Source organism: Clostridiales bacterium FE2011 (genome assembly GCA_017569305.1).
Taxonomy (GTDB): Bacteria; Bacillota; Clostridia; order Christensenellales; family Aristaeellaceae; genus Aristaeella.
The window spans coordinates 3,166,039-3,188,341 of sequence record CP069418.1 but is presented as its reverse complement, the minus strand read 5'-3'; the positions used below and the strand labels follow the sequence as shown (position 1 = coordinate 3,188,341).

The 22,303-nt window shown below is 54.2% G+C and carries 8 protein-coding genes; 1 reads left to right on the top strand and 7 read right to left on the bottom strand.

Annotation, left to right across the window (positions count from 1 at the left end):
* The first annotated feature begins 5 nt into the window (after nucleotides 1-5).
* Nucleotides 6-3,575, top strand: a complete 3,570-nt coding sequence (rpoC, locus tag JRC49_14325) for a DNA-directed RNA polymerase subunit beta' (GenBank protein ID QTE70941.1) — start codon at nucleotides 6-8, stop codon at nucleotides 3,573-3,575.
* Nucleotides 3,576-3,950: 375 nt separating this feature from the next.
* Here rpoC and JRC49_14320 read toward each other — a convergent pair whose 3' ends face one another.
* The 7 genes from JRC49_14320 to JRC49_14290 form a co-directional block, all read right to left on the bottom strand.
* Nucleotides 3,951-5,126, bottom strand: a complete 1,176-nt coding sequence (locus JRC49_14320; protein ID QTE70940.1) for a 3-phosphoglycerate dehydrogenase — start codon at nucleotides 5,124-5,126, stop codon at nucleotides 3,951-3,953.
* Between the two features lie 22 nt (nucleotides 5,127-5,148).
* The gene (gene serC, locus JRC49_14315; protein QTE70939.1) at nucleotides 5,149-6,225 is read right to left on the bottom strand and encodes a 3-phosphoserine/phosphohydroxythreonine transaminase; all 1,077 of its coding nucleotides are present in this window, start codon (nucleotides 6,223-6,225) and stop codon (nucleotides 5,149-5,151) included.
* Between the two features lie 274 nt (nucleotides 6,226-6,499).
* The gene (gene tsaA / locus JRC49_14310; GenBank protein QTE70938.1) at nucleotides 6,500-7,186 is read right to left on the bottom strand and encodes a tRNA (N6-threonylcarbamoyladenosine(37)-N6)-methyltransferase TrmO; all 687 of its coding nucleotides are present in this window, start codon (nucleotides 7,184-7,186) and stop codon (nucleotides 6,500-6,502) included.
* Nucleotide 7,187: 1 nt separating this feature from the next.
* A complete protein-coding gene (locus JRC49_14305; GenBank protein ID QTE70937.1) occupies nucleotides 7,188-9,575 on the bottom strand; it encodes a N,N'-diacetylchitobiose phosphorylase in 2,388 nt (795 codons plus the stop codon).
* Nucleotides 9,576-9,726: 151 nt separating this feature from the next.
* Nucleotides 9,727-10,950 (bottom strand): aminopeptidase, encoded by a 1,224-nt coding sequence (locus tag JRC49_14300; protein QTE70936.1) that lies wholly within the window; start codon nucleotides 10,948-10,950, stop codon nucleotides 9,727-9,729.
* Between the two features lie 135 nt (nucleotides 10,951-11,085).
* Entirely contained in the window at nucleotides 11,086-11,970 is an 885-nt protein-coding gene (locus tag JRC49_14295) for a hypothetical protein (GenBank protein ID QTE70935.1), read from the bottom strand.
* Nucleotides 11,971-12,079: 109 nt separating this feature from the next.
* The gene (locus tag JRC49_14290) at nucleotides 12,080-22,069 is read right to left on the bottom strand and encodes a Cna B-type domain-containing protein (protein ID QTE70934.1); all 9,990 of its coding nucleotides are present in this window, start codon (nucleotides 22,067-22,069) and stop codon (nucleotides 12,080-12,082) included.
* Nucleotides 22,070-22,303 lie beyond the last annotated feature (234 nt).

The following is a 22,303-nucleotide window of genomic DNA, read 5'->3' as shown; positions in this document are numbered from 1 at the left end:
CCCTTTTGTTCGAACTTTCTAATCTTGACTCCATTCAGATCGGTATGGCTTCTCCGGAGCAGATCCTTGCCTGGTCTCACGGTGAAGTTACCAAACCCGAAACCATTAACTACCGCACGCTGAAGCCCGAACGGGACGGTCTGTACTGCGAACGCATCTTCGGACCCACCAAGGACTGGGAGTGTAACTGCGGTAAATACAAGCGGATCAAGTTCAAGGACAAGGACAAGATCTGTGATAAGTGCGGCGTGCAGGTCACCCGCGCCAAGGTTCGCCGGGAACGTATGGGTCATATTCAGCTGGCCGCTCCTGTCAGCCACATCTGGTATTTCAAGGGAATTCCCAGCCGGATGGGCATGCTGCTGGATATCTCCCCCCGCAACCTGGAAAAAGTCCTGTATTTCGCCAACTTCATCGTGCTTGATCCCGGCAACAGCGAAGAAACCGGCCTGAAGCGCCTGGAGCTGATCAATGACGCGCGTTATCGTGAAGTCGAAGCCAAGTGCGGCAAGGGCTCCTTCGTCGCCAAGATGGGTGCCGAAGCTGTCCAGGACCTGCTGAAGGAACTGGATCTTGAAAAGCTCTCCGCCGACCTGAAGGCTGAGATCGCCCAGCTGACCGAAAAGGAACGCGACCGCGAAACCGAAGGCCAGAAGCGCGCCCGTGCTGTCAAGCGCCTGGAAGTTGTTGAATCCTTCCGTACCAGCCACAACAAGCCGGAGTGGATGATCCTCTCCGTGGTGCCGGTGATCCCCCCGGATCTCCGTCCCCTGATCCAGCTGGACGGCGGCCGTTTCGCCACTTCCGACCTGAACGACCTGTATCGCCGGGTCATTAACCGTAACAACCGTCTGAAGAGACTGCTTGAGCTGGGCGCTCCGGACATCATCGTCCGCAACGAAAAGCGCATGCTGCAGGAATCTGTGGACGCCCTGATCGACAACGGCCGCCGCGGCCGTCCGGTCACTGGTCCCGGAAACCGTGCCCTCAAGTCCCTGTCGGATCTGCTCCGCGGTAAGCAGGGTCGTTTCCGTCAGAACCTGCTGGGTAAGCGCGTTGACTATTCCGGCCGTTCCGTTATCGTCGTCGGTCCTGAACTGAAGCTGTATCAGTGCGGTCTGCCGAAGGAAATGGCCCTGGAACTGTTCAAGCCCTTCGTCATGGAGCGTCTGGTTTCCCTGAAGCTCTCCCACAACGTCAAGTCCGCCAAGCGGGCTGTTGAAAAGGTTCGTCCTGAAGTCTGGGACATCCTGGAAGAAGTCATCAGGGATCATCCGGTTCTGCTGAACCGTGCTCCTACCCTGCACCGTCTGGGTATCCAGGCCTTCGAGCCGATCCTGGTTGAGGGCAAGGCCATCAAGCTGCATCCCCTCGCCTGTACCGCTTTCAACGCCGACTTCGACGGCGACCAGATGGCTGTACACGTTCCGCTTTCCATGGAAGCCCAGGCTGAAGCCCGCTTCCTGATGCTGGCCCATAACAATATCCTGAAGCCGCAGGATGGCCGTCCGGTCATTTCTCCCTCTCAGGACATGGTTATCGGCTGCTACTACCTGACCATCGTCCACGAAGGAGCCCTGGGTTCCGGACGGGTCTTCTCCTCCGAGGATGAAGCCATCATGGCTTACTCCCTGGGCCAGATCACCCTCCAGTCCCCCATCAAGGTCCGCATCTTCCGTACCTTCGGTGAGGAATCCGGCTCCAAGCTGATCGACACCACCCTGGGCCGCCTGATCTTCAACGACGCGCTGCCGCAGAACCTTGGTTTCGTGAAGCGTGAATGCCTGGACGATATGTTCAAGCTTGAAATCGATGAACTGGTCGGCAAAAAGCAGCTGTCCAAGATCGTTGACCAGTGCTTCCACACCCAGGGCGAACACAAGACCGCCCAGGTGCTGGACAAGATCAAGGCGCTGGGCTTCAAGTACTCCACCGTGGGCGCCATCACCGTGTCCGTTGCGGACATCAAGGTGCCTGAAGTGAAGAAGACCATGCTGGAAGAAGCTGACGAGGCTGTCCGCAAGGTCAACGCCCTGTACCGCAAGGGTCTTCTTTCCGAAGACGAGCGTTACAACCGCGTTATCAATATCTGGACCGAGTGCACCGCGAATCTGAAGAACCAGATCCTGCCGAACCTCGATAAGTTCAACCCGATCCGCATGATGACCGACTCCGGCGCCCGCGGTTCTTCCGCGCAGGTGTCCCAGCTGGCCGGCATGCGCGGCCTGATGGCCTCTCCTTCCGGTAAGACCATCGAGCTGCCTATCCGCGCTAACTTCCGTGAGGGCCTGACGGTTCTGGAATTCTTCCTCTCCTCTCACGGTTCCCGTAAGTCCCTGGCCGATACCGCCCTGCGTACCGCTGACTCTGGTTACCTGACCCGTCGTCTGGTGGACGTTTCCCAGGAAGTTATCGTCCGGGAAGATGACTGCTTCGAATCCCGTGGTGAAAAGGTCCGCGGTATCAGCGTGGCCGAACTCATGAGCGGCAAGCAGTCCATTGAGTCCCTGGAAGATCGTCTCCGCGGCCGTACCGCTGCTGAAGACATCGTCGATCCCGCCACCGGCGAAGTGCTGGTCCGGCTGAACGAGCCCATCGATTACCAGATGGCCCGTGAGATCGTTGCCAGGGGCATCACCAAGGCCACTGTCCGTTCCGTCCTCACCTGCCGCACCGAAAACGGCGTCTGTGCCCGCTGCTACGGCGAGAACATGGCCCACGGCGGCAAGGTGGATGTCGGTGAAGCCGTCGGTATCATCGCCGCACAGGCTATCGGTGAACCCGGTACACAGCTGACCATGCGTACCTTCCATACCGGCGGTATCGCAGGCGCTGACGACATCACCCAGGGTCTTCCCCGCGTTGAGGAACTGTTCGAGGCTCGCAAGCCGAAGCGTGACGCCATCCTGGCTGAAATCGCCGGCACGGTATCCATCCAGGAGACCAAGAAGCGCCGCGAACTGGTCATCACCTCCGATGAGGATCCCAAGGACACCAAGGCTTATCAGATTACCTACGGTTCCCGCCTGAAGGTCGGCGTAGGCGATCATGTGGAAGCCGGCGATGAACTGACCGAAGGTTCCGTCAATCCCCATGACCTGCTCCGTATCCTCGGTGTGAAGGCCGTCCAGGAATACCTGCTGAAAGAAGTTCTCTCCGTCTACCGCCTCCAGGGCGTTGGCGTGAGCGACAAGCACATCGAAATCATCATCCGCCAGATGCTGCGCAAGGTACGCGTGGAAGACAGCGGAGACACCGATCTGCTGACCGGCTCCCTCGTGGATATCTTCAACTTTGAGGAAGCCAACCGGAAAGCCATCATGGAAGGCGGCACCCCCGCCATCGCCAAGCGTATCCTGCTGGGCATCACCAAGGCTTCTCTGGCCACCGAAAGCTTCCTGTCTGCCGCTTCCTTCCAGGAGACCACCCGCGTGCTGACCGAAGCCGCTATCCGCGGCAAGATCGACCCGCTGATCGGTCTGAAGGAAAACGTCATCCTGGGCAAGCTGATCCCCGCCGGTACCGGCATGAAGCGCTACAAGGACATCGAAATCAAAGATTCCTACAGCTTCTAATAGAAAAAGGGACTGGAAGAAATTCCAGTCCCTTTTTCTAATGAATAATGAATACTGAAAACTTAAAACTTAAGAATATTATATACTGTTTAAACGAATAAAATTATCACAATCCGTGGCGTAGAAGCGGCAGGAGTGTGACGGTGGGGACTGAACCACTGTCACTGTTTTCGAAGAAAATGTGACTGTGGGTCTGTCCCCCTGTAATGCTCTTGCCGCATCCTTGGAACGAAAAGAACCTTCCCGAGTCGTCCCTTCCGCATTGCCCACGTTGTCATTTACATGCGAAAAACACACCGTAGAAATCTTCTCCGGTGTGTTTTAACCATTAATTCTGAATTCTTAATTCTGAATTTGAAACCCCAAATGCAGGATTTACTCTTTTGTAAACGTCCGAATCCTGATAATCCCCTGCAGTTCCTGCAGCGTCTGCAGCGCATGGCTGGACGGCAGTTCCGCCATCTCCATCACGGTCACAGACATGTCCTTGCGGCTCTTGTTGACCATGTTCTCGATGTTGATTCCTTCTTTCGCCGCGGCAGCGGTGATGTTGGAAATCATGTTCGGGATATTCTCATGCAGTACCAGGACGCGGACAGCGTCCGGCTCGCCCAGCTGCACTTCAGGATAGTTCACGCTGTTATGGATGCTGCCGTTCTCCAGGTAATCCCGGATTTCCGCAGCCGCCATGCTGGCGCAGTTCTCTTCGCTCTCAGGCGTACTGGCACCCAGGTGAGGAATGCAGACCACATTGTTCGCACCGATGATATCATCGTTCGGGAAGTCGGTCACATAGCGTCCGATTTTGCCGCTTTCCAGGGCCGCCAGCATATCAGCTGTGTTCACCAGTTCGCCGCGGGCGAAGTTCAGGATGCAGGCGCCGTCCTTCATCTTTGCGAACTTCTCAGCATTGATGGAACCACGGGTAGAATCATTCAGCGGAATATGGAAAGTGATGAAATCAGCCTGCGCCAGGACCTCATCCTCAGAAGCCGCACGATGAACGGAAGTACTCAGGCTCCAGGCGCGTTCAACGGAGATTCCCGGGTCATAACCGATGACGTTCATACCCAGGCCGCGGCTGGCGGCATTGGCTACGATAGAACCGATAGCGCCCAGACCAATTACGCCCAGGGTTTTACCCCGGACTTCAGCGCCGACAAACTGGCTCTTTCCCTTTTCCACCAATTTGGCCACTTCATCGCCCTTGCCCTTCAGGGTTTTCACCCATTCCAAGGCATCCGCGATTTTCCGTCCGCACATCATCATGCCGGAGATCACCAGTTCCGCCACCGCATTGGCGTTGGCACCAGGCGTATTGAAGACCACAATGCCTTCCTTGGAGCAGCGGTCGATCGGGATGTTGTTGACACCGGCGCCGGCGCGGCCGATGGCCAGCAGTTCCGGTCCGAATTCCATATCGTGCATGGCGGCGCTGCGTACCAGGATCGCGTCCGGCACGGGCTCGTCCTTGCTCACGGTATACTTATCAGCGCTCAGCTGGGTATGGATGATATCCGAAATCGCATTCAGCGTCTGAATCTTATACATCGGTTTTTCTCCTTCAACGTTATTACGCGTTTTCAGCCTCGAACTTCTTCATGAAGGCAACCAGCTTCTGCACGCCTTCGATGGGCATTGCGTTGTAAATGCTGGCGCGCATACCACCGACGGAACGATGGCCCTTCAGGTTGACCAGACCTTCAGCGGCGGCAGCCTTTACGAAGGCAGCGTCCTTATCGGCATCGCCGGTCACGAAGGTGACGTTCATGCGGCTGCGGTACTTGGGCTGGGCAGTAGCCTTGAACAGCTTGCTGTTGTCCAGGAAGTCATACATCATGGCAGCCTTTTCGATGTTCACTTTTTCAACAGCCTTCACGCCGCCGATGCTCTTCAGCCACTCGAAGGTCAGGCCGGCCAGGTAAATACCCCAGGTGTTGGGCGTATTGTACATGCTTCCCTTTTCCACCTGAACCTGCCAGTTCAGCAGCTTCGGGCAGATATCCATAGCGTGGCCGATCAGGTCATGCTTCACAATCAGAACGCACAGGCCGCTCGGTCCGATGTTCTTCTGGGCACCGGCATAGATGGCACCGTACTTGGTCACGTCCATTTCCTCGCTCAGGATCATGGAGCTGGCGTCGCAGACGATGGGCGCCTTGCACTTGGGCAGTTCCACAAAGCGAGTACCGTAGATGGTGTTGTTCTGGGTGATATGCACATAGTCGGCATCATCATTGAACTTGATGGCATCCAGGTCAGGAATGTAGGTATAAACGTCTTCACGGCTGGAAGCCACGACGTTCACTTCACCGTAACGCTTGCCTTCTTCAGCAGCCAGGTGAGCGAAGTTACCGCTGTCGATATAGTCAGCCTTTTTGTTGACCATCAGGTTCAGCGGAACAGCAGAGAACTGCTGGGTAGCGCCGCCCTGCAGGAACACCACGTCATAATCCTCGGGGATGTTCATCAGGTCACGGAGATCTGCCACAGTCTTGTCGTAGATATCAGTGTACATCTTGCTGCGATGGCTCATTTCCATCACGGACATACCTGTATCACCATAACAGACCAGATCCTTCTGGGCTTTTTCGAGCACAGGAAGAGCCAGCTGGGAAGGTCCGGGAGAAAAGTTATAAACACGTTCCATGATTTCATCCTCCTTATATTGAGTGGGACGCATTTGTCCCACAGGGTTGTTTTTCAACCATGTGCATAGTATGCCATAGTTCTTTGAAAATAGCAACCCAAAATGCAGTTCAAATACAATGTCATCCGTGTTGCCCCGTACAATTCAGAATTTTGAATTAAGAATTCAGAATTATATATACCTGTACCCTGTCGCACGGAATAAAAAAGGAATGTGCATGCCGCACACTCCCATTTTCTCAACATGTTCAAAGCCTTTAACTTCCGGTTGACCATTAATTCTGAATTCTGAATTCTGAATTCTGAATTGAAACAACTTTCAGCACTTTTCCTTCAACTACAAACCTTACGTTCTTCCCCGCAAATTCAAACGCATACACCCGTTCCGGATCATCCTGATAAGCCGGCCGGGGATCCTCCCGGAGCACCGCCTTCAGCGCCTCCAGGTCTTCCGGTTTCATCGCCTTCGCACATTCCGCCGGGATCTCCACTTCCACGGTTCGTTTTTCCGTCCGGTCTGTGAATCCGCCTGTCGCTTCTGGCCTGCAGTCCGCATAGGGCAGATAAGGCTTGATATCATAGATCGGCGTACCGTTCATCAGATCCGCTCCGGCCACCTTCAGCACGGTGCCCTCGTTCCCCTTTTCCACGCCCAGCAGCTTCACACAGCTCAGGCCGACAGCATTGGGCCGGAAGGGAGAACGGGTGGCAAATACCCCTACCCGCTGGTTGCCGCCGAGCCGGGGCGGCCGCACTGTCGGTGACCAGTTTTCCCTTTCAGCACGGTCAAAGCCCCAGATCAGCCACAGATGAGAAAACTCCTCGATGCCCCGCAGCGCTTCCGCCACACGGTATTCCGGTTCAAACACGATGGTCGATACCACCTGTTCCACCAGGCCGCTCTGCCGGGGCACCCCGAATTTACCATCATAGGGATTCCGGATTCTTGCGATAATCTTCATCTTACATAACAACCGTAATGTCGTTTTCTTCCCTGAGCTCATCCGCCGGAATCACACCGGCTGCGCGCTCAACGCCGTTCAGGATAACCTTCGTGGGCTTGCCTTCCTTGTGCGCGCTGTTATCCACGGTAATGTGCAGTTTCTTTCCACGGAAAACCTTTTCCATCGTGAAGCCGTTCCATTCCTGCGGAATGGCGGGAGAAATCTCAATACCTGCAGTCGTCGGCCGCAGTCCAAGGATACCTTCCACGCATCCGACCATTACGGTGCTGGCTGTACCGGTCAGCCAATGCACATGGCTCCGACCGGCGAAGGGGCTTTCATGTCCTTCGATGAACTGTCCGTGGACGTAGGGTTCGATCACCCGGCGGTCAGCGTCATCGTTGAAGGATACCGGGCTGCTCTCCTTAAAGTACTGGAAGGCCCGGTTGCCGTGTCCGCACAGAGCCTCGGCCAGGATCGCCCAGCCCTGGGGCTGGCAGAAAATACCGCCGTTTTCTTTGGTGCCCGGGTTGAACAGCCTCATCCGTGCACCTTCAAAATATTCATACCGGTAGCTCGGCTGCATCAGTTCCAGGCCGTAGGGAGTATTCAGTTTCTCGCAGGCCGTGTTCAGGATGGCTTCCGCCTGTTCGGCTGTGGCGCCGCGGCTGATCACGGCCCAGCTCTGGGGATTCAGCCACATATTGGCTTCCTTGTCCTTTTTGCTGCCGATGACAACGCCATCCTCACGGAAGCCGCGGATAAACCGGTCACCCTCGAAACATTTTTCGTTCAGGATCTTCAGCAGCTTTTCGGCCGTTTCATCCAGGTACTTCACATAGTCCGGCTCGTTTTCACAGAACTCCTTCATAATGTTCAGCGCATAATACAGCTGGAATGCTACGAATGTGCTCTCTCCCTGGGATCCAAGCACCAGGCAGTCGTTCCAGTCCGCGTGCAGTCCCGCAGGCATGCCGTGGGGGCCCAGGTGGGTCATACTGAAGTTGATTGCCCGCTTCAGGTGTTCCCGTACCGTGCCAACGTCCTTGTCCGCGAAGGGAATCTCTTCATCCAGGTAGTCCGTATTGCCGGTTTCCGCAACATACTTGTACACCGTCGGGAACAGCCACAGCGCGTCATCCGCCCGGTAGCTGGGGTGTCCGGTAGCTTTTACATAGCTTTCCTGTTCCGGCGTATCCTCATGCCCTGCGTTATGGGTAAACTTGACCAGCGGCAGGCCTGCGCCGTGATGAACCTGGGCGCTGAGCATAAAGGTCAGCTGTTTCCGGGCTAGTTCCGGATCCAGATGCATAATGCCCTGGATATCCTGTACCGTATCCCGGTATCCGTAGCCGTTGCGCTCGCCGCAGTAAACCAGGCTGGCTGCCCGGCTCCAGATAAAGGTAATGAAGCACTGGAAAGCGTTCCAGGTGTTCACCATCGTATCGAAGTTCTTGTCCGGTGTACAGATCTTCAGGTTGGCCAGTTCGCCATGCCAGTAGCTGATTAGCTCTGCCAGTTCCCTGTCCACGATTTCCGCTGTCCGATCATAGCGGTCCATGATCTCCTTCGCTTCAAACACGGTCTTCTGGCCCAGCAGGAAGGCAGCCGTTGTCTTTTCACCGGGTTTCAGCGCTGCGCTGAACTGCAGTGCGCCGCAGGGGTTGCCGTTGTAGTTCAGGCTGTTGTCGCACTTTCCGTCCGCCACGGCCTGGGGCTTGTCAAAACGGTTCCGTCCCAGGAACTGCTCCCGGCGTCCGGTATAGCTGGCCACCTTCGCCCCGGCCAGGCCGAAGAAGCGTTCCCGTCCGGTGGTTCCGTCCGGTCTCGGATAGTTGAACTCATTGATCTGCTCCAGCAGAAAGGTATCATGGAACTCCGTCTTGGTGATGAACTGGGTATACTGCATGTTCACCAGGTCCTGGGTATACAGGCTTTCTGTTGTAAACTCACAGTAGCCGAACACGCTGATCTTCCGTTCCCGGTCGGTCAGGTTCTCCAGGTTGACCCTCCATACTTCATGGGTCGCGCCCATGGGTACGTAGTACAGAACCCGGCTCCGGATTCCGTTATACTCGCTGATGATCTCGGTATAGCTTGTGCCGTGATGGCATTCGCTCTTATAGGTATCCAGGGGCTTTGCCACCGGCTTCCAGCTGGCGGACCAGAAATCCCCGGTTTCTTCATCCCGCAGGTAGATATACCGGCCGGGCTCGTCAAACTGGTTGAAGGTATAGCGCAGGATCCGGCCTGCGGCACCGCTCTTGACAAAGCTGTATCCGCCGGCGTTCACAGTGACGATGGCACCGTAATCCGGCGATCCGAGATAGTTCGCCCAGGGGGCAGGGGTATTGGGATTGGTAATCACATACTCTCTGGCTTTCTCATCAAAATAGCCGTAATTCATGCCTCGTTCCTCCTGTAATTCCGATTGATTGTTTTCTGAATTATATAGGGAAGCTCATTATTCTCCAACTTTTTTATTTTAACACGGTAAACGTTTGCGCGCAATCATAAAACAGAAGCAGTCCATATGCAGGACTGCTTCTGTAAAGGCCTCAGAATGCCCAGTTGCCGTTGCGGAAAATCGGTACGGTCTTACCGTCCCGGGTCTTCGCGTCGATATTCATGTCTTCAGTGCCGATCATGAAGTCCACATGGATCATGGAGTCATTGATGCCCAGTTCACGGCACTCCTCCAGGGTTTTGTTCTCAAAGCCCCTGATCGTATCGGCAAAGCCCCTGCCCACCGCCAGGTGGCAGGAAGCGTTCTCATCAAAGAGCGTGTTGTAGAAGAGCACCCCGCTGTTGCGGATCGGGGAATCATAAGGAATCAGCGCGCACTCGCCCAGATAGGATGCGCCCTCATCCGCTGTCAGCATGTTTGTCAGCAGCTGCTCATTCTTCTCCGCATGCCATTCCACAGCCTTGCCGTTCTCAAAGCGGATATTGAAGTTTTCAATCAGCTGTCCCTGGTAGCTCAGCGGCAGGCTGGAGTAAACAATACCCTCCGCCTTCCCTTTCCTGGGAGAAATGAAGCATTCTTCCGTGGGGATATTCGGGTTAAAGAAAATGTTCTGCAGGCTGGTATCTCCGCCGCCCTTGAATTCAGCTTCCGGAATCATTCCCACCGTAAAGTTGGTTCCGTTTCCGGCGGTATAGTGCAGTTCCTCAATGCCCAGGCTGTTCAGGTAATCGCACCGGGACTTCAGGTCAGCGTTATGTTCCTTCCAGGCAGCTACCGGATCATCATTCACCCGGCTGGTGGAAAGGATTGCTTCCCACATTTTTTCCACAGCCTGGCTCGTCCTCATTCCGGGGAACACTTTCTTTGCCCAGGCCGGACCGGGCACAGCGGCGATACACCACTGGTACTTGTTATCCATCTGGTCCATATAGCCTTTGAGCAGCGGATATTTCATCTGCTGAACTTTGAGCATCTTGTTCTGGTTAATGCCCTTCAGTCCGTCCGGATCGTCAGATTCAATATAGATCCTGCAGGGCAGTTTCTCCACATAGTACTCCCAGCGGGCCTTCTGGTAATTCGTCAGGTTGCCCAGCGTTTTCACACTGCTGTAGCGCATAGCCAGCTTGGTCAGCTGCGGGTAGTCAAAATCAACGACCACCCTGTTGGCGCCCAGTTTGTAGCATTCCTCCGCCACCATTTTGACGAACTCCGGCTGATCCATGCCGGCCTGGATGAATACGTCCTGTCCTTTCTGGACATTCGCGCCGCATTCGGCAATCAGGCGGGCGTATTTTTTCAGAATCGTTTTCTTCATTTTCCCTGTTCTCTTTCTGATCAGTTTTTTACTTTTCTGTTCGAAAAGCGCTCCTGTATTATACCGGATGAACCCTTTAAAAACAAGCATGGAAAAGGACGGACCCTTGCGGATCCGTCCTGTCATTCATTGTTTTCAGATGGCCTGCACCCTGACGCGCCACATGTCGCTGATGTTCTCGTCAGTCAGTTCAACCTTCAGTTCGTCCGTGGTGGCTTCAGGAATATCCGTGTAGGTCATCCCGCTGTCCTCAGACACCTGCCACTGGTAAAGGAATTCCCGTCCTTCAGGATCATCCACTACCGCCAGGAGACGCATCACCGTCTCATCGATCATGGTGATTTCCACCTTCACCGTCACACGTGCCTTTTCAGTTTCAGGCTCGCTTTCCGGCTCTGCAGTTTCTTCTTCCTCCGGGTTTGCCTCATCGGAGCTTCCCTCCCCGGACTCATCCGCGTCGGGCAGGTCAGCCGGTTCGGCTGCGTCTGGTATCGGCTGTTCTTCCGCTATTTCCCCGGCCGGTTCTTCAGCCGTGGTCTCTGCTGCCGGTTCTTCAGCCGTATTCTCTGCCGCCGGTTCTTCCACAGTGTTCTCTGCTGCCGGTTCGGTTTCCTGCTGCTGATCCGCAGCAGGCAATTCTTCTTCCGGAGCAGTTTCCGGTTCTGCTGCAGCAGGTTCCGCAGCAGTCTCTTCCTCCGCCAGAAGATCTTCCTGTAAGTCCGGTGCCTCCGGTTCGGTCTCCCCGCCGCTCACCGTTTCCTCTGCGGCGGCAGGTGTAACAGTCACGTCCAGCTTTTCCGGCCCGACGTTTCCCCAGTCTTCATCCTCAATCACCGCAATTTCCACCGGAGGGGATACGGTAACCGTCGGCTCCGGAGCCAGTGTTGTCATCGTCTCTTCTGCCGGAACGGTTTCCTGCAGGAGATTGTCTGCCTCAAAAGCCAACGAGGGTATGCTGAAAACGACGCACAGCATCACAGCCAGAATCATCGTCAGGATCATTCTGAGTCGCCGGGTCATTTTCGTCACCTCCTTCACGTGACTGCAGCGGGTTCTCTTTTCTTCCTTTCCCGTTTCGTATGGATTACATTATATACCGAAACAGTTGCATGATCGGTTACACACGGAGTTATTGCATGTTTTTTCTTCGTCTCATCAGGAGCATCAGGCCTGCAAACAGGATCAGCGCCATTCCGATGGCCGTCCATGCCTGTGTTCCGGGTCCGCCTGTACTAGGCAGCACCAGTCCGGTCTTGTTTTCCACCCTGAATGTGGCGGTCTGTGCATCGTAAGTCACGTGCTCCGTGTTTGTGAAGCGGATAACGCCGTCCTCCACGGTAAAGCCGACAGGCGTGCCCAGCGGGGTATATCCGGGCGGTGCCTTTGTTTCCCGCAAGGTGTAGGCGCCGTTTGTCAGTCCTTCCACGGTGGCCCGGCCCTTTTCATCCCCGTCTTCGCCAACGGTGATCTGATCCCTGAACACTTCCCAGGTTTCACCGTTGCGCTTCTCAAGCATGAACTCCGCGCCTGCCAGCGGTTCGCTGTTTTTCAGGTCAACTTTCAGAATATGGATTTCTGTCAGGCTGTTCGTGATGACTGTTGTGTTGTCCTCATCCGTTTCTGTATACGACACCTGCCAGGTCTTGCCTCTCAGGGTGACAACGTCATCGGTTACGTCCGCCGTCTCCTGTCCGCCGGTGATGCTCAGTTCCCGGATGCTGTAGTCAATGGGATGACCTTCGTCATCATAAACAGGCAGGTCTGTGAACGTCCGGCCGGGCGCATAGGTTGTCTCCCTGAAGGAAAGGCTGCAGGGATTACCTTCCTCGTCCGTTACCGGTTCCGGTTCACCGCCGTTCAGACTGCGGTACAGGCCCACTGTAATCTCTGTAATGTCCCCGGGCCATTCTGCGGCTTCCCCGTTCTTCTTCCAGGTTTTTTCAGCCGTGACGGATGTGGTTTCAATATTGGTGAGGGTGACGCTTTCCACAGGATCCCTTTCATCATCGTAGGAAATCTGTTTATTCAGCTCATCGCTGTAAACCGGTTCACCATCCTGTTTCCAGCCTTCCGGTACGAAAATTTCCTCCACCTCGTAGGTGGTACCGTAAGGAATACCGTCGATCATGACTGCGCCCGGTCCCTCGATTGTCAAGGTAAACGTGACAACTTCGCCTTCACATGTGTAATCGCTGATGGTTCCGTTCTCCACTTCCAGATCCAGCAGTTTGAGTTCAACACCGGGAGGCAGCAGCATATCGACATGGAACGCAAATTCCTGCCCTTCAGCGGCTTCCAGGCTTACTTCAGGAACCTGTTTGACAATTGCCAGCGGTCCGAAGTGGGAGGTGTTTTCCACCCTCAGTTTGTTAGGCCCGTCCCGGGTCAGCAGCAGGCCATTGCCCTGGTCCACCCAGTCCGCGTCGTTCCGTCCCTGTTTATAATACGTGATGGGATCAAACACGTAGGTGTTCGCATAGACGTTACCGGCCCGGTCCATGTATCCGGTCTCTATAATCCGGTATTCATACTGTTTCTGCCCGTTACCGTTCGGGAAAATCTGCACTTTGTCAATGGTCGCCTTCCAGTCATTCTCCCGGCCCAGTACAATGCGGTTTGTGATCGGGTTATACACGTCCGGCCCGCTGGTGATGAAGTGATTCTGGGAAAGGCTGCCCAGTTCCATTTCCGTGCTGATAATGGACAGGTAGTCTTCGTACGGTCCGTTTGATCCGTATTCCCTGCGTTCCACCCGGACGTAGACTTCTTCAACATTCGCAGCAATCCGGTCGTCCGCCCAGGTTTTTTCGATATCCAGGGATGTACCGGGAGCGTTCAGCATGCGGTCCTGGTCCTGCGCTGTCTGCAGTTCGGAAACAGGAATCCGGGCGCCGTTGGCGTCCCAGGCATACGGAAGCCAGGCTGTCCACTGACCGCCGATCGGGTTCAGGTTTCCGTCGTACACCTGTACTTCCTTGTAGATATACTGATACCGGACAACAATAATGGAGTTGTCTGCCTGCCTGTAAAGGCCCTTGGTGGGCAGGCCGTGATTGATGTTATTGTCCTCAACGTTATAGTTCCAGGAGCCCCTGGGAGCGACAGCAAACGGGTTTGGATTGTCAACATATTCATTGCCTGCCGTGTCATAGCCAACCCTCACGGGCTTACCGTAATTCTGCCAGCCGGTAATGTATACGTCCTCTCCGGAGCTGTAATCCACTGTACGCCGCAGGATCTGGAGCTCAATGATCATATTGCTCTGGGACTGATCCTCGCCCGTTGTGGTATACAGGCTCTGCCCGCCGTTTCCGTCATCCCTGTATTCCAGGAATTTTTTCTTCAGGTCCATCTGCATATAACCGGGCAGCTTGTTCAGGATTTTGATTTCGCCGTGATTGCCGATATTGGCGTTCCGCGGCTGCTGGAAATGCACCAGGGAGCTCCATTTGCCTGTATCGATAACGTCACGGCACTTATATCCCTCGATCATGATCGGGAATTCATCGATCAGCGGATCCGTCAGCACATGTTCGTCTGCGGCGTCCCAGGTAGGCTTGGTCAGCGGCGTTTCGATGGCAAAATACCGGTATTCTTCCGGAAGTTCCACCGGGCATTCCCAGGTCCAGTTGTTATCATAGCTCAGCCGGATTTTCGTATAGTCAAAACCGGTATCATCCGTATAAGGTTCCGGATTGCCCCATCCCGTAGCCGGTATGTAGGCCAGAGCGAAAGAAGTAGCCGGAAGATCCTTTGTTTCCTCAATGGGAATACCCATCCATTCCTTCACAACCCGGATGGATTTCACCTTTGTGGTCACGTTGGTAACCGTGATCACTTCTTCATCGTTTTCATTGAACTCGGAATCATAAGATGAAAGATAACGCTTGTTGCGATCATCCGGAACATAGTTGGTTCCGTCATAGCTGAACCGGAGATCACCGTTTTCATAGACGTTGTACGCGGTTTCCTTCACCGTATAGTCAATCAGCTTTGCTTCCCCGTTCTCGTCAACCCTGTATTTCGGCAGGTTGGCAAAAGTCCTTTCCTCCACCGGTGTATCTTTACGGATTGTGATGGGTTCATCCTCTGTGGAGGTTTCATCAGCCAGCAGCTGGAATGTGGCCTCCCAGGCGACGGAAGCATCGTCCGCAAAATCAGGCCAGTTCTTTTCAAGAATCACGGTGGTTGTCTCGGACAGGTTCTGAATCTTCGCCGTGCCGTGATTCTGGTGTTCTCCGCTCATGTTCACTTCGCCGCCGGATGTCGTATACATATCCGCCAGCAGCTCTTCATCCGTGATCCAGGCGTCTTCCGGCACTTCCCCGTCCGTCAGTTCACCGAAGTATACTCCGTTTTCCTCAACAAAGTAGGTATACGCTGCCCTTTCATCCTCCGGCAGGCTTCCGTCCACATACTTGTCCAGGTCTTCCCAGTGGGTTTTCCATTCATCCGCCTGTGTCAGGGTTACCGTATCAACGACTTCCGGTTCTCCGTTGCCTGCCTTCCGTTTCAGCACAAACCGCACGGCAGTGGCTTCCAGGATATAGTCAGCTTCGCCCCAATCCTTTTCCGCCACAATGTCTACCACCGGCTTCTTGGGGTTGATAAAGGAAGCTTCCACCGTCACATTATCGCCGCCCTCAATCGTACCGCTGGCGTTTTCAAACTCGGGCTCATAATATTCAGGTGTGTAATCGTCCTCTTCCACAGTGTAAACCGTACCGTTGGGCAGGTTTTTGATTGTCAGGCTTTCGTTGTGTTTCAGTTCAATGACGGCTTTCCCGTCCGTAAATGTCAGGGTTCCATCTTTGTTTTCCCCGCCGGAGGTCTTCACGGTTTCAAAGGTTTCCTCCCCGGTATATCCGGACAGCGTCACCGTAAAGCTGAACACCTGGTTTTCGTCAAATTCTTCCCCTGTCACGGTCTTCAGGATTTTCAAGTCAGCAAAAGTATCCCGCGTATTGGTAAAATCAACATGTTTGGTTAATCCCGGTTCGATGACACCGTCTTCACCGCTCCGTTCAGACACATAGCCGTCCGCTTCCTCACTGACCGTAAACACGGTTCCTTCCGGCAGCTCCAGTGCTTTTTTGGTTTCTCCGTTGGTCAGGGTAAAGGTCGCCGTGCCGCCGGTGAAGGTCATGGCTCCGTATGTACCGTCGGGAATCGGATGTCCCTCCGCGTCCACTGCCGTCACGGTGAAGTTGAAGGCTTTGGTCAGATCCGCCGCATTACCGCTGATCTTCTTGGAAACAATCAGGTTGCCTGTTGTCGGATTGATATAGGTATTGACCACCGTCAGTTCTGCGTTCTCAATGTCCGTTGCGATCACCGGTACATCCGCTTCCGCGTCATAGCCTTCCGGAACATTCTCTTCTTCTATCGCGTAGTAATACGGTTGTCCGTGCTCGTCGTAGACATCCAGTTCCTCTACGGCCTTGATCCAGTTGTCGGATCCGCTCACGATGATGGTTTCCGACCAGTCCGTATCCTTATTGTATCCTTCCGGTACTCCGGCGGCACGCAGTCCCCTTCCGCCGGATGTGAAACCTGCGGACGCGGTGTACCGGATGTTGCTGAGACCGGCCGTCTGCCGGGGCAGGATATCCGCGGAGCCGGAAACGCCGATTGCCTCAACGGTAATCTTGGTCGTAAATCCGTTCGGGAACCAGGGATCCAGCGCCTCGATCAGCAGATCCTCTTCCCGCTGAAGGGTATAGCTGTAGGTATGCCGGCCCTCGCCGCGGAAGGTAGTCACCCTCCGGCCGTTGATATAAAGCTCACTATCGAGGTTATTGGTTGAGTATGCGATCTCAATGATCGTTCCTACCGCAAACTGCTTCTCGTATACGTCTGTCTGGATGTTCCAGGAAACACCCCTCTGCTGGATATGCTTTGCAGTAACCTTCACAAACCTGCCGTAATAGCTGGTAAATTCTGTTCTCGTTGTGCCGTTCGAGTATACGGTAACAGTCATGGGTTCCGTCGTGCTGGCATAGCTGTAGCCTGACGGCGGAGCTCCGTTTGTAACATTGGCAGTCACAACATATGTGCCGGCGGGAAGCGTGTTGTCTCCCGGCTGCAGATCAAAGGTGGTTCCGTTTCCGGTGCAGGAATAGGTCACAGCAAATCCTGACGGCAGCTGCGGAGAATTGGGCAGTCCGTTGGAAATATGAGAAACATTGAGCGTTCCTGCGTTCTGTGAATAGAAGCTTGTGAATTCAGCGGTTGCAACGCCGTTTTCAGGCACGTTCACCGTAACCGGATCCGAGGTGAAACTGTAGGTATAGCCAAAAGGCGCAGCACCGTCTGTCACGGTTGCGGTAACCGTATACTGTCCCGGCGACACTTCATAATTGCCGGCAGGAACACCGGAAGCGGAGACAGGCCCGGTATAGGAATAGGACACTTTAAAACCGGCCGGCAGCTGCGGAGAAGCCGGAATGCCGGAGGTGATATGCGTAATGTTCAGGATGCCGTCCTCCGGTTCAGGCGGAGCATCCTTCCTGTAGCGGACAAGCTTCAGGGTTAAAGTCTCTTCGTTATAATGGGCCGCGTCATCAGACCAGGTCTTTTTCACCGTTGTGTTGGTTTTCGCCGCGGCGTTGGTAATGGTCACCTTTCCGTCTGATACGTCTGCTTCCTCCGGTGCGGCGTCTTCCTTGACAATGGTCTGGATATACTGACTGCTGATATTGGTGCCGTTTACGGTCACCGCGGTTTCCCTGGCGTAATAGTCCAGTTCCCATTCGTTGCCCTCGCTGTCCCGCCAGGTCTTGGGCATTCCCGTGAAGGTAACAAGCCAGTCAGGCGCGGCTTCATGGGCACTCACGGTCAGCACGGTATTGATTTTGGGATCGAAAATCGGATCGCCTGTTGCGGGCAGGTATTCGTCATAATCCGGCCATGGCGTCAATGCAGCTAACGGTTCTCCATGATCAGTCTTCTGGCGCTTCGCGTAATACAGTTCGAAAGTAACCTCGCCTTCCGCCGGAATCGGGGTACCCTCCGCCCACTTCTTTTCCACTTCCAGAGTGGTATGGCTGGTATTGACGTATACGTTATAAATATAGAATTCAACAATACCGTTCTTCTTCTCCACATTGTCCAGACGTTTGAAAGTGCCGACCACTTCAGGAACAGCGGCAAACACCGGATCGCTCATGGTGTAGTTTTTGCTGAAATGGTATATGTCCGGATAAACCGTCTTGTCGTCGTACTTGTTGCCGCGGCGGACGTATTCCGTTTTGATATATGTTTCCTTGTATTCCCACGTATCCCCGGCTGTATCAACAAAGGATGGTGCAATGGTATCTTTGTCTTCCGTCACGTAGTACATGCCCGGCTTAATGGCATAGTCATATACAATCGTCATGCCGTTCGGCCCGACAGCGATATTCTTGGAATGTATTTTCGAATAGCCCGAGGGAGTAAAATCCGTACCGTACTGTTCGACGTTTACTTCTGCCACAATGTTGGGATTGGCCACCATGCCGTTCGCGTCCTTCGCGGTATTTCCGTAGATATCCACGCTGTGGATAATCTTTTCCGCAGGATGGACCATCACTCCGTTTTCATCCACAATCTGCTTTGTCACTTCAAGCGCCACAACGCTTGTGCTGGCCGCTTCCGTATCACCGCCCAGGACAAAATCCATGCCGCTGCCGTCGATGATGCCGCCGCTCTGCCACAGGTTATAGTTCCAGCGCGCGGGCGGACACTCATTGGCGGTATCAAAGTATGTGAAGCTGGCCGTCATGTCCACGTCCATGTTCAGGGACAGCGGTTTATACGTCCCGTCAGCCATTTTTTCATACAACTGGCCGCGGTCCGGATCAATCATGTTGAAGTCCTGGTTCTTGATGGCCGAAACAACATAGGTGATCGGGTTGTTCAGGCGTTCCCGCTTCATGCGGTCGGAGTTGGTATCTTCCCACCAGTTATAGGCAGTATTGACTGTTGCCACCTTGAACCGGCCTTCAACGCGAACCTGTACGGCGCTTACGTCGTTATGGGCATTGGAGGAATAACCGGTGATAACGAATGCGTCATCCAGCTCATTATTATTCTTGTCATATGCCTTGATCGTGGCGTGTTTCATGTCTTCGGGATTAATGGATACTTTCGTGCTGAGGTTCAGGGAAACATTCGTTGTAACGTTATATTCGATCATTTCTCCGGTAGACGGATCCTGGTAGTAATAGGTGCCGTATGCAAGGGGCACGGCAACCCGGGATTCGCCGGCGATGGAGATATCTATATGGTTCACGGAATGGTTCCGGGCGATCGGTTCCTTGACCTCTGTTGGATCCGCAAACAGGATCTCCACCCCGTTAGCCGCGGATTGTCCTCCCACCAGGCGGACGGGAACGCCGTTGCTGTTCAGCTCAACGCCCAGGTGATTGTTGGCGTTCCACTGGCCTTCATACACCTGCTGATTGTAATAGTTCACGCTGGCGTTGTTTTCGACGTTGCTCGGTCTGTTGACCGTCGCCGGGTAAATATACGTTCCCGTATCGTCCCGCCACCGTTGGTTATAATGCCAGTCCACGCTGACATTGTCGCTGTTTTCCTCTGTCAGGGCGCCGGGCTGGCTGGGATCCAGGTACCGCCGGTAATAGTCAGACGGCAGCTGGTCAGAAGTATATCCGGATGCTTCCGACCGGAAGTAAATGTGTTTGTTGGGATTGTCTCCGTCAACAGTCCACAGCATCGGGTTTTCAACCGCCACCTTGTTGTTCACGGCATCATAATCAACCCGTGTCAGGCTGGCGTCGTTGTTGACAATGTAGTAATTCCCGTCATACTTCACAAGGACCATATATTCCTTGCCGTTTTCCATCACGGGATCAATGAACTGCAGGTCAAAAAGATCGTCTGCGGTATTTCTCTGATACCAACCGGCAAATCCGGTTCCGCCGTTGAATTCGTTCAGGTAGAACAAAACGTTGCTTTGGGGTTCAGCTGTTTGAATCTCGTATCTGCCGTTATTGTCACGGGTAACCCTGAATCCCATGGGCGTACTGCTCAGGGCCGCGTGAGCGCGGCTGCCATCGCGGCGGTTCAGATTCATGTACTGTTTGTTGCCCTGTGCGTCGGTGGTAAAGATATTATAGACGCCTGCGGTACCCGTCGCTTCAAATGTCCAGACGGTCGCTTCATTCGCGTTTCTGGTTTTATGGAACTGGTTGGTTGTACCCGCATCAATGGTTTTGGTCACATACAGGTTATTGTGGCTCATGGTGAACCTTCTGCTGTCCAGGTCAGCCAGGTTGTTCTGTGGCGTGCTGGATGGCATGGTAATCACACCGTATACAGAGAAGGAATCCGTCTCAAAGCGAATCGTGCCCTCTGTCTCTGTTTCTGTGCCGAGGATATCCGGTTCCGATCCCGCAAAGTGAACCACCAGCAGTTCATCTTTCCGCTCTTCCGGAGCGTCCGCCAGGCCGATCTTCACGGTCACATTGCCTTCGGGTTCAATCTTCAGCCCGCCGGAGCGGATCTCGATATCGAAGAACCGGCCGTACTGGTCTTCACGGATATAGACGCCTTCATCCTCCGCGGGGATTTCCACCCCGGACTGTTCAAGCGCTGCCCTCACAGCCTGCTGCAGATGTTCCGCATACCGCTCGTCTCCGGGCAGCAGCTCCGTCACAACCAGTTCAGCGTCCGCCGGGATGGATGCGTCCTGGCCGTAGGTTACGCTGATTTCATAGGTGTTTCCGTCTGCTGCCAGCACTTTCTGCGTAATCTTTGTGCGCCGCACGACGCCGTACACAGAGAAGCTGTCTGCTGTGAAGGACACTGTATCGATGAGTTCCTGGCTCTGTTTGGCGGCGTCCTCATTGGACTCCGTCTCGGATTCGATCACCTTGGCTTCGTTATTCTCAATATGAACCGCCTGGACGTCATGCTCCTCCGTCAGTTCAATGACGTCCTTGAAAACGATCTGCACGTCCACTTCCGCCTGCGGTTCCACTTCTTTTCCGCCGCTGACAAAGGTAATATCGAAATAACGTTCCAGGGTGATTTCGCTCCATTCCTCACCCAGCGTTTCTTCCGTCATGCCGCTGTATATCGCGTATTCCGGCGTATCCGGGCGGATCTCCCGCACCTTCATCTCCGTATCGGACGGGAATCCGGCTTCCGGGCCGTACGCAGCCGTCACCAGGTAATCCGGAGCCTGGAATTCCTGCGTGACAATTCCTGTCTGGATCCGCTCAACAGTCGCGTATCCAAAGGGTTCCATACGGTAATCGCTGATCAGCAGCGTACCGTCCTGTGCTTCCAGGATCCGGGCATTGTCGCCGGCCAGGAAGTAAGTCACGCCTTCAGGGCTTTCAGATTGTTCACAGATCAGGTTCATGCCGGCTTCCGGCAGGATTTCGTTTCCTTCCGGATCGGTCATCTTCAGCACATAGAACCGGTTTCCGTCTTCCGTCACCTGCTGTTTCCAGGTTTCGTTTTCTTCATTCCGGATCACTCTGGCCGCTGATTTCAGCGCAGTGTACAGTTCCGCGCCTTTCGCGGTTTCCAGGGAAAGGCTGGCGTTTTCATCGATATGGGCTTCTACCGGATAATCAATCCGAACTGAGCAGCCTTCTGTTTCAGCCGTCAGACTCCCGGCGTACCAGGTTCGTTCCGTTTCCGGTTCATCTTCGGGTTCAGCTTCCGGTTCATCTTCCGCGGTGTCTGTATCGGGCAATTCCTCAGGCTCGCCTTCCGGCGGATTTGCTTCACTGTCCGCTTCGGTTTCGCTGCTCCCGGCGTCTTCTTCCGGCTGGTTTTGTTCCGGTTTTCCCGCAGGATCTCCCGTATTATCCGGCTTATCCGGGTTCTGGTTTACATAATCCCCTTCTTCGGTCTCCGGGGCTTCTCCGGTTTCCTCCGTTGAGGATTCTTCTTCGGTCAGCTCTGTTTCATTTTCTCCGGTTTCTTTCTCAGGAAGGATGTCAGCTTCTGCAGGGTTTTCATCCGTTTCGGGAAGACCGAGCGGCTCCACCTCAGCCTCGTCAGGCTGCGGCGTACCGATCGCCCGGATCGGCGCTGTGACGGGTTCGGAATAGATGATGTTCTCAGCATATGAAGAAATATCGGAAGCGGAAAAAAGCCACACGAAAGCAAAGAGGAAAGATAATATTCTCCTCCCTGTTCCAGTGCGCCGGAAAACACGCTTCCGATTCATGAAACAAACCTTCTTCTGTATATTCTACAACCTTTTTGAAAGGTTAGTTACATCGCATAGTTAGCCATGTTTATTATGTATCTTTTTCCTGTTTTTGTCAATAATTTGTACTAAAAAGGCCGGATATTTCCGGCCTTTCAGGAGTATTTGTATTGTTTTTTTCGT

Coding starts and splice junctions, on each gene's coding strand:
- JRC49_14320 (QTE70940.1), bottom strand. CDS start 5,126: ATGTATAAGATTCAGACGCTGAATGCGATTTCGGATATCATCCATACC.
- serC (QTE70939.1), bottom strand. CDS start 6,225: ATGGAACGTGTTTATAACTTTTCTCCCGGACCTTCCCAGCTGGCTCTT.
- tsaA (QTE70938.1), bottom strand. CDS start 7,186: ATGAAGATTATCGCAAGAATCCGGAATCCCTATGATGGTAAATTCGGG.
- JRC49_14295 (QTE70935.1), bottom strand. CDS start 11,970: ATGACCCGGCGACTCAGAATGATCCTGACGATGATTCTGGCTGTGATG.
- JRC49_14300 (QTE70936.1), bottom strand. CDS start 10,950: ATGAAGAAAACGATTCTGAAAAAATACGCCCGCCTGATTGCCGAATGC.
- JRC49_14305 (QTE70937.1), bottom strand. CDS start 9,575: ATGAATTACGGCTATTTTGATGAGAAAGCCAGAGAGTATGTGATTACC.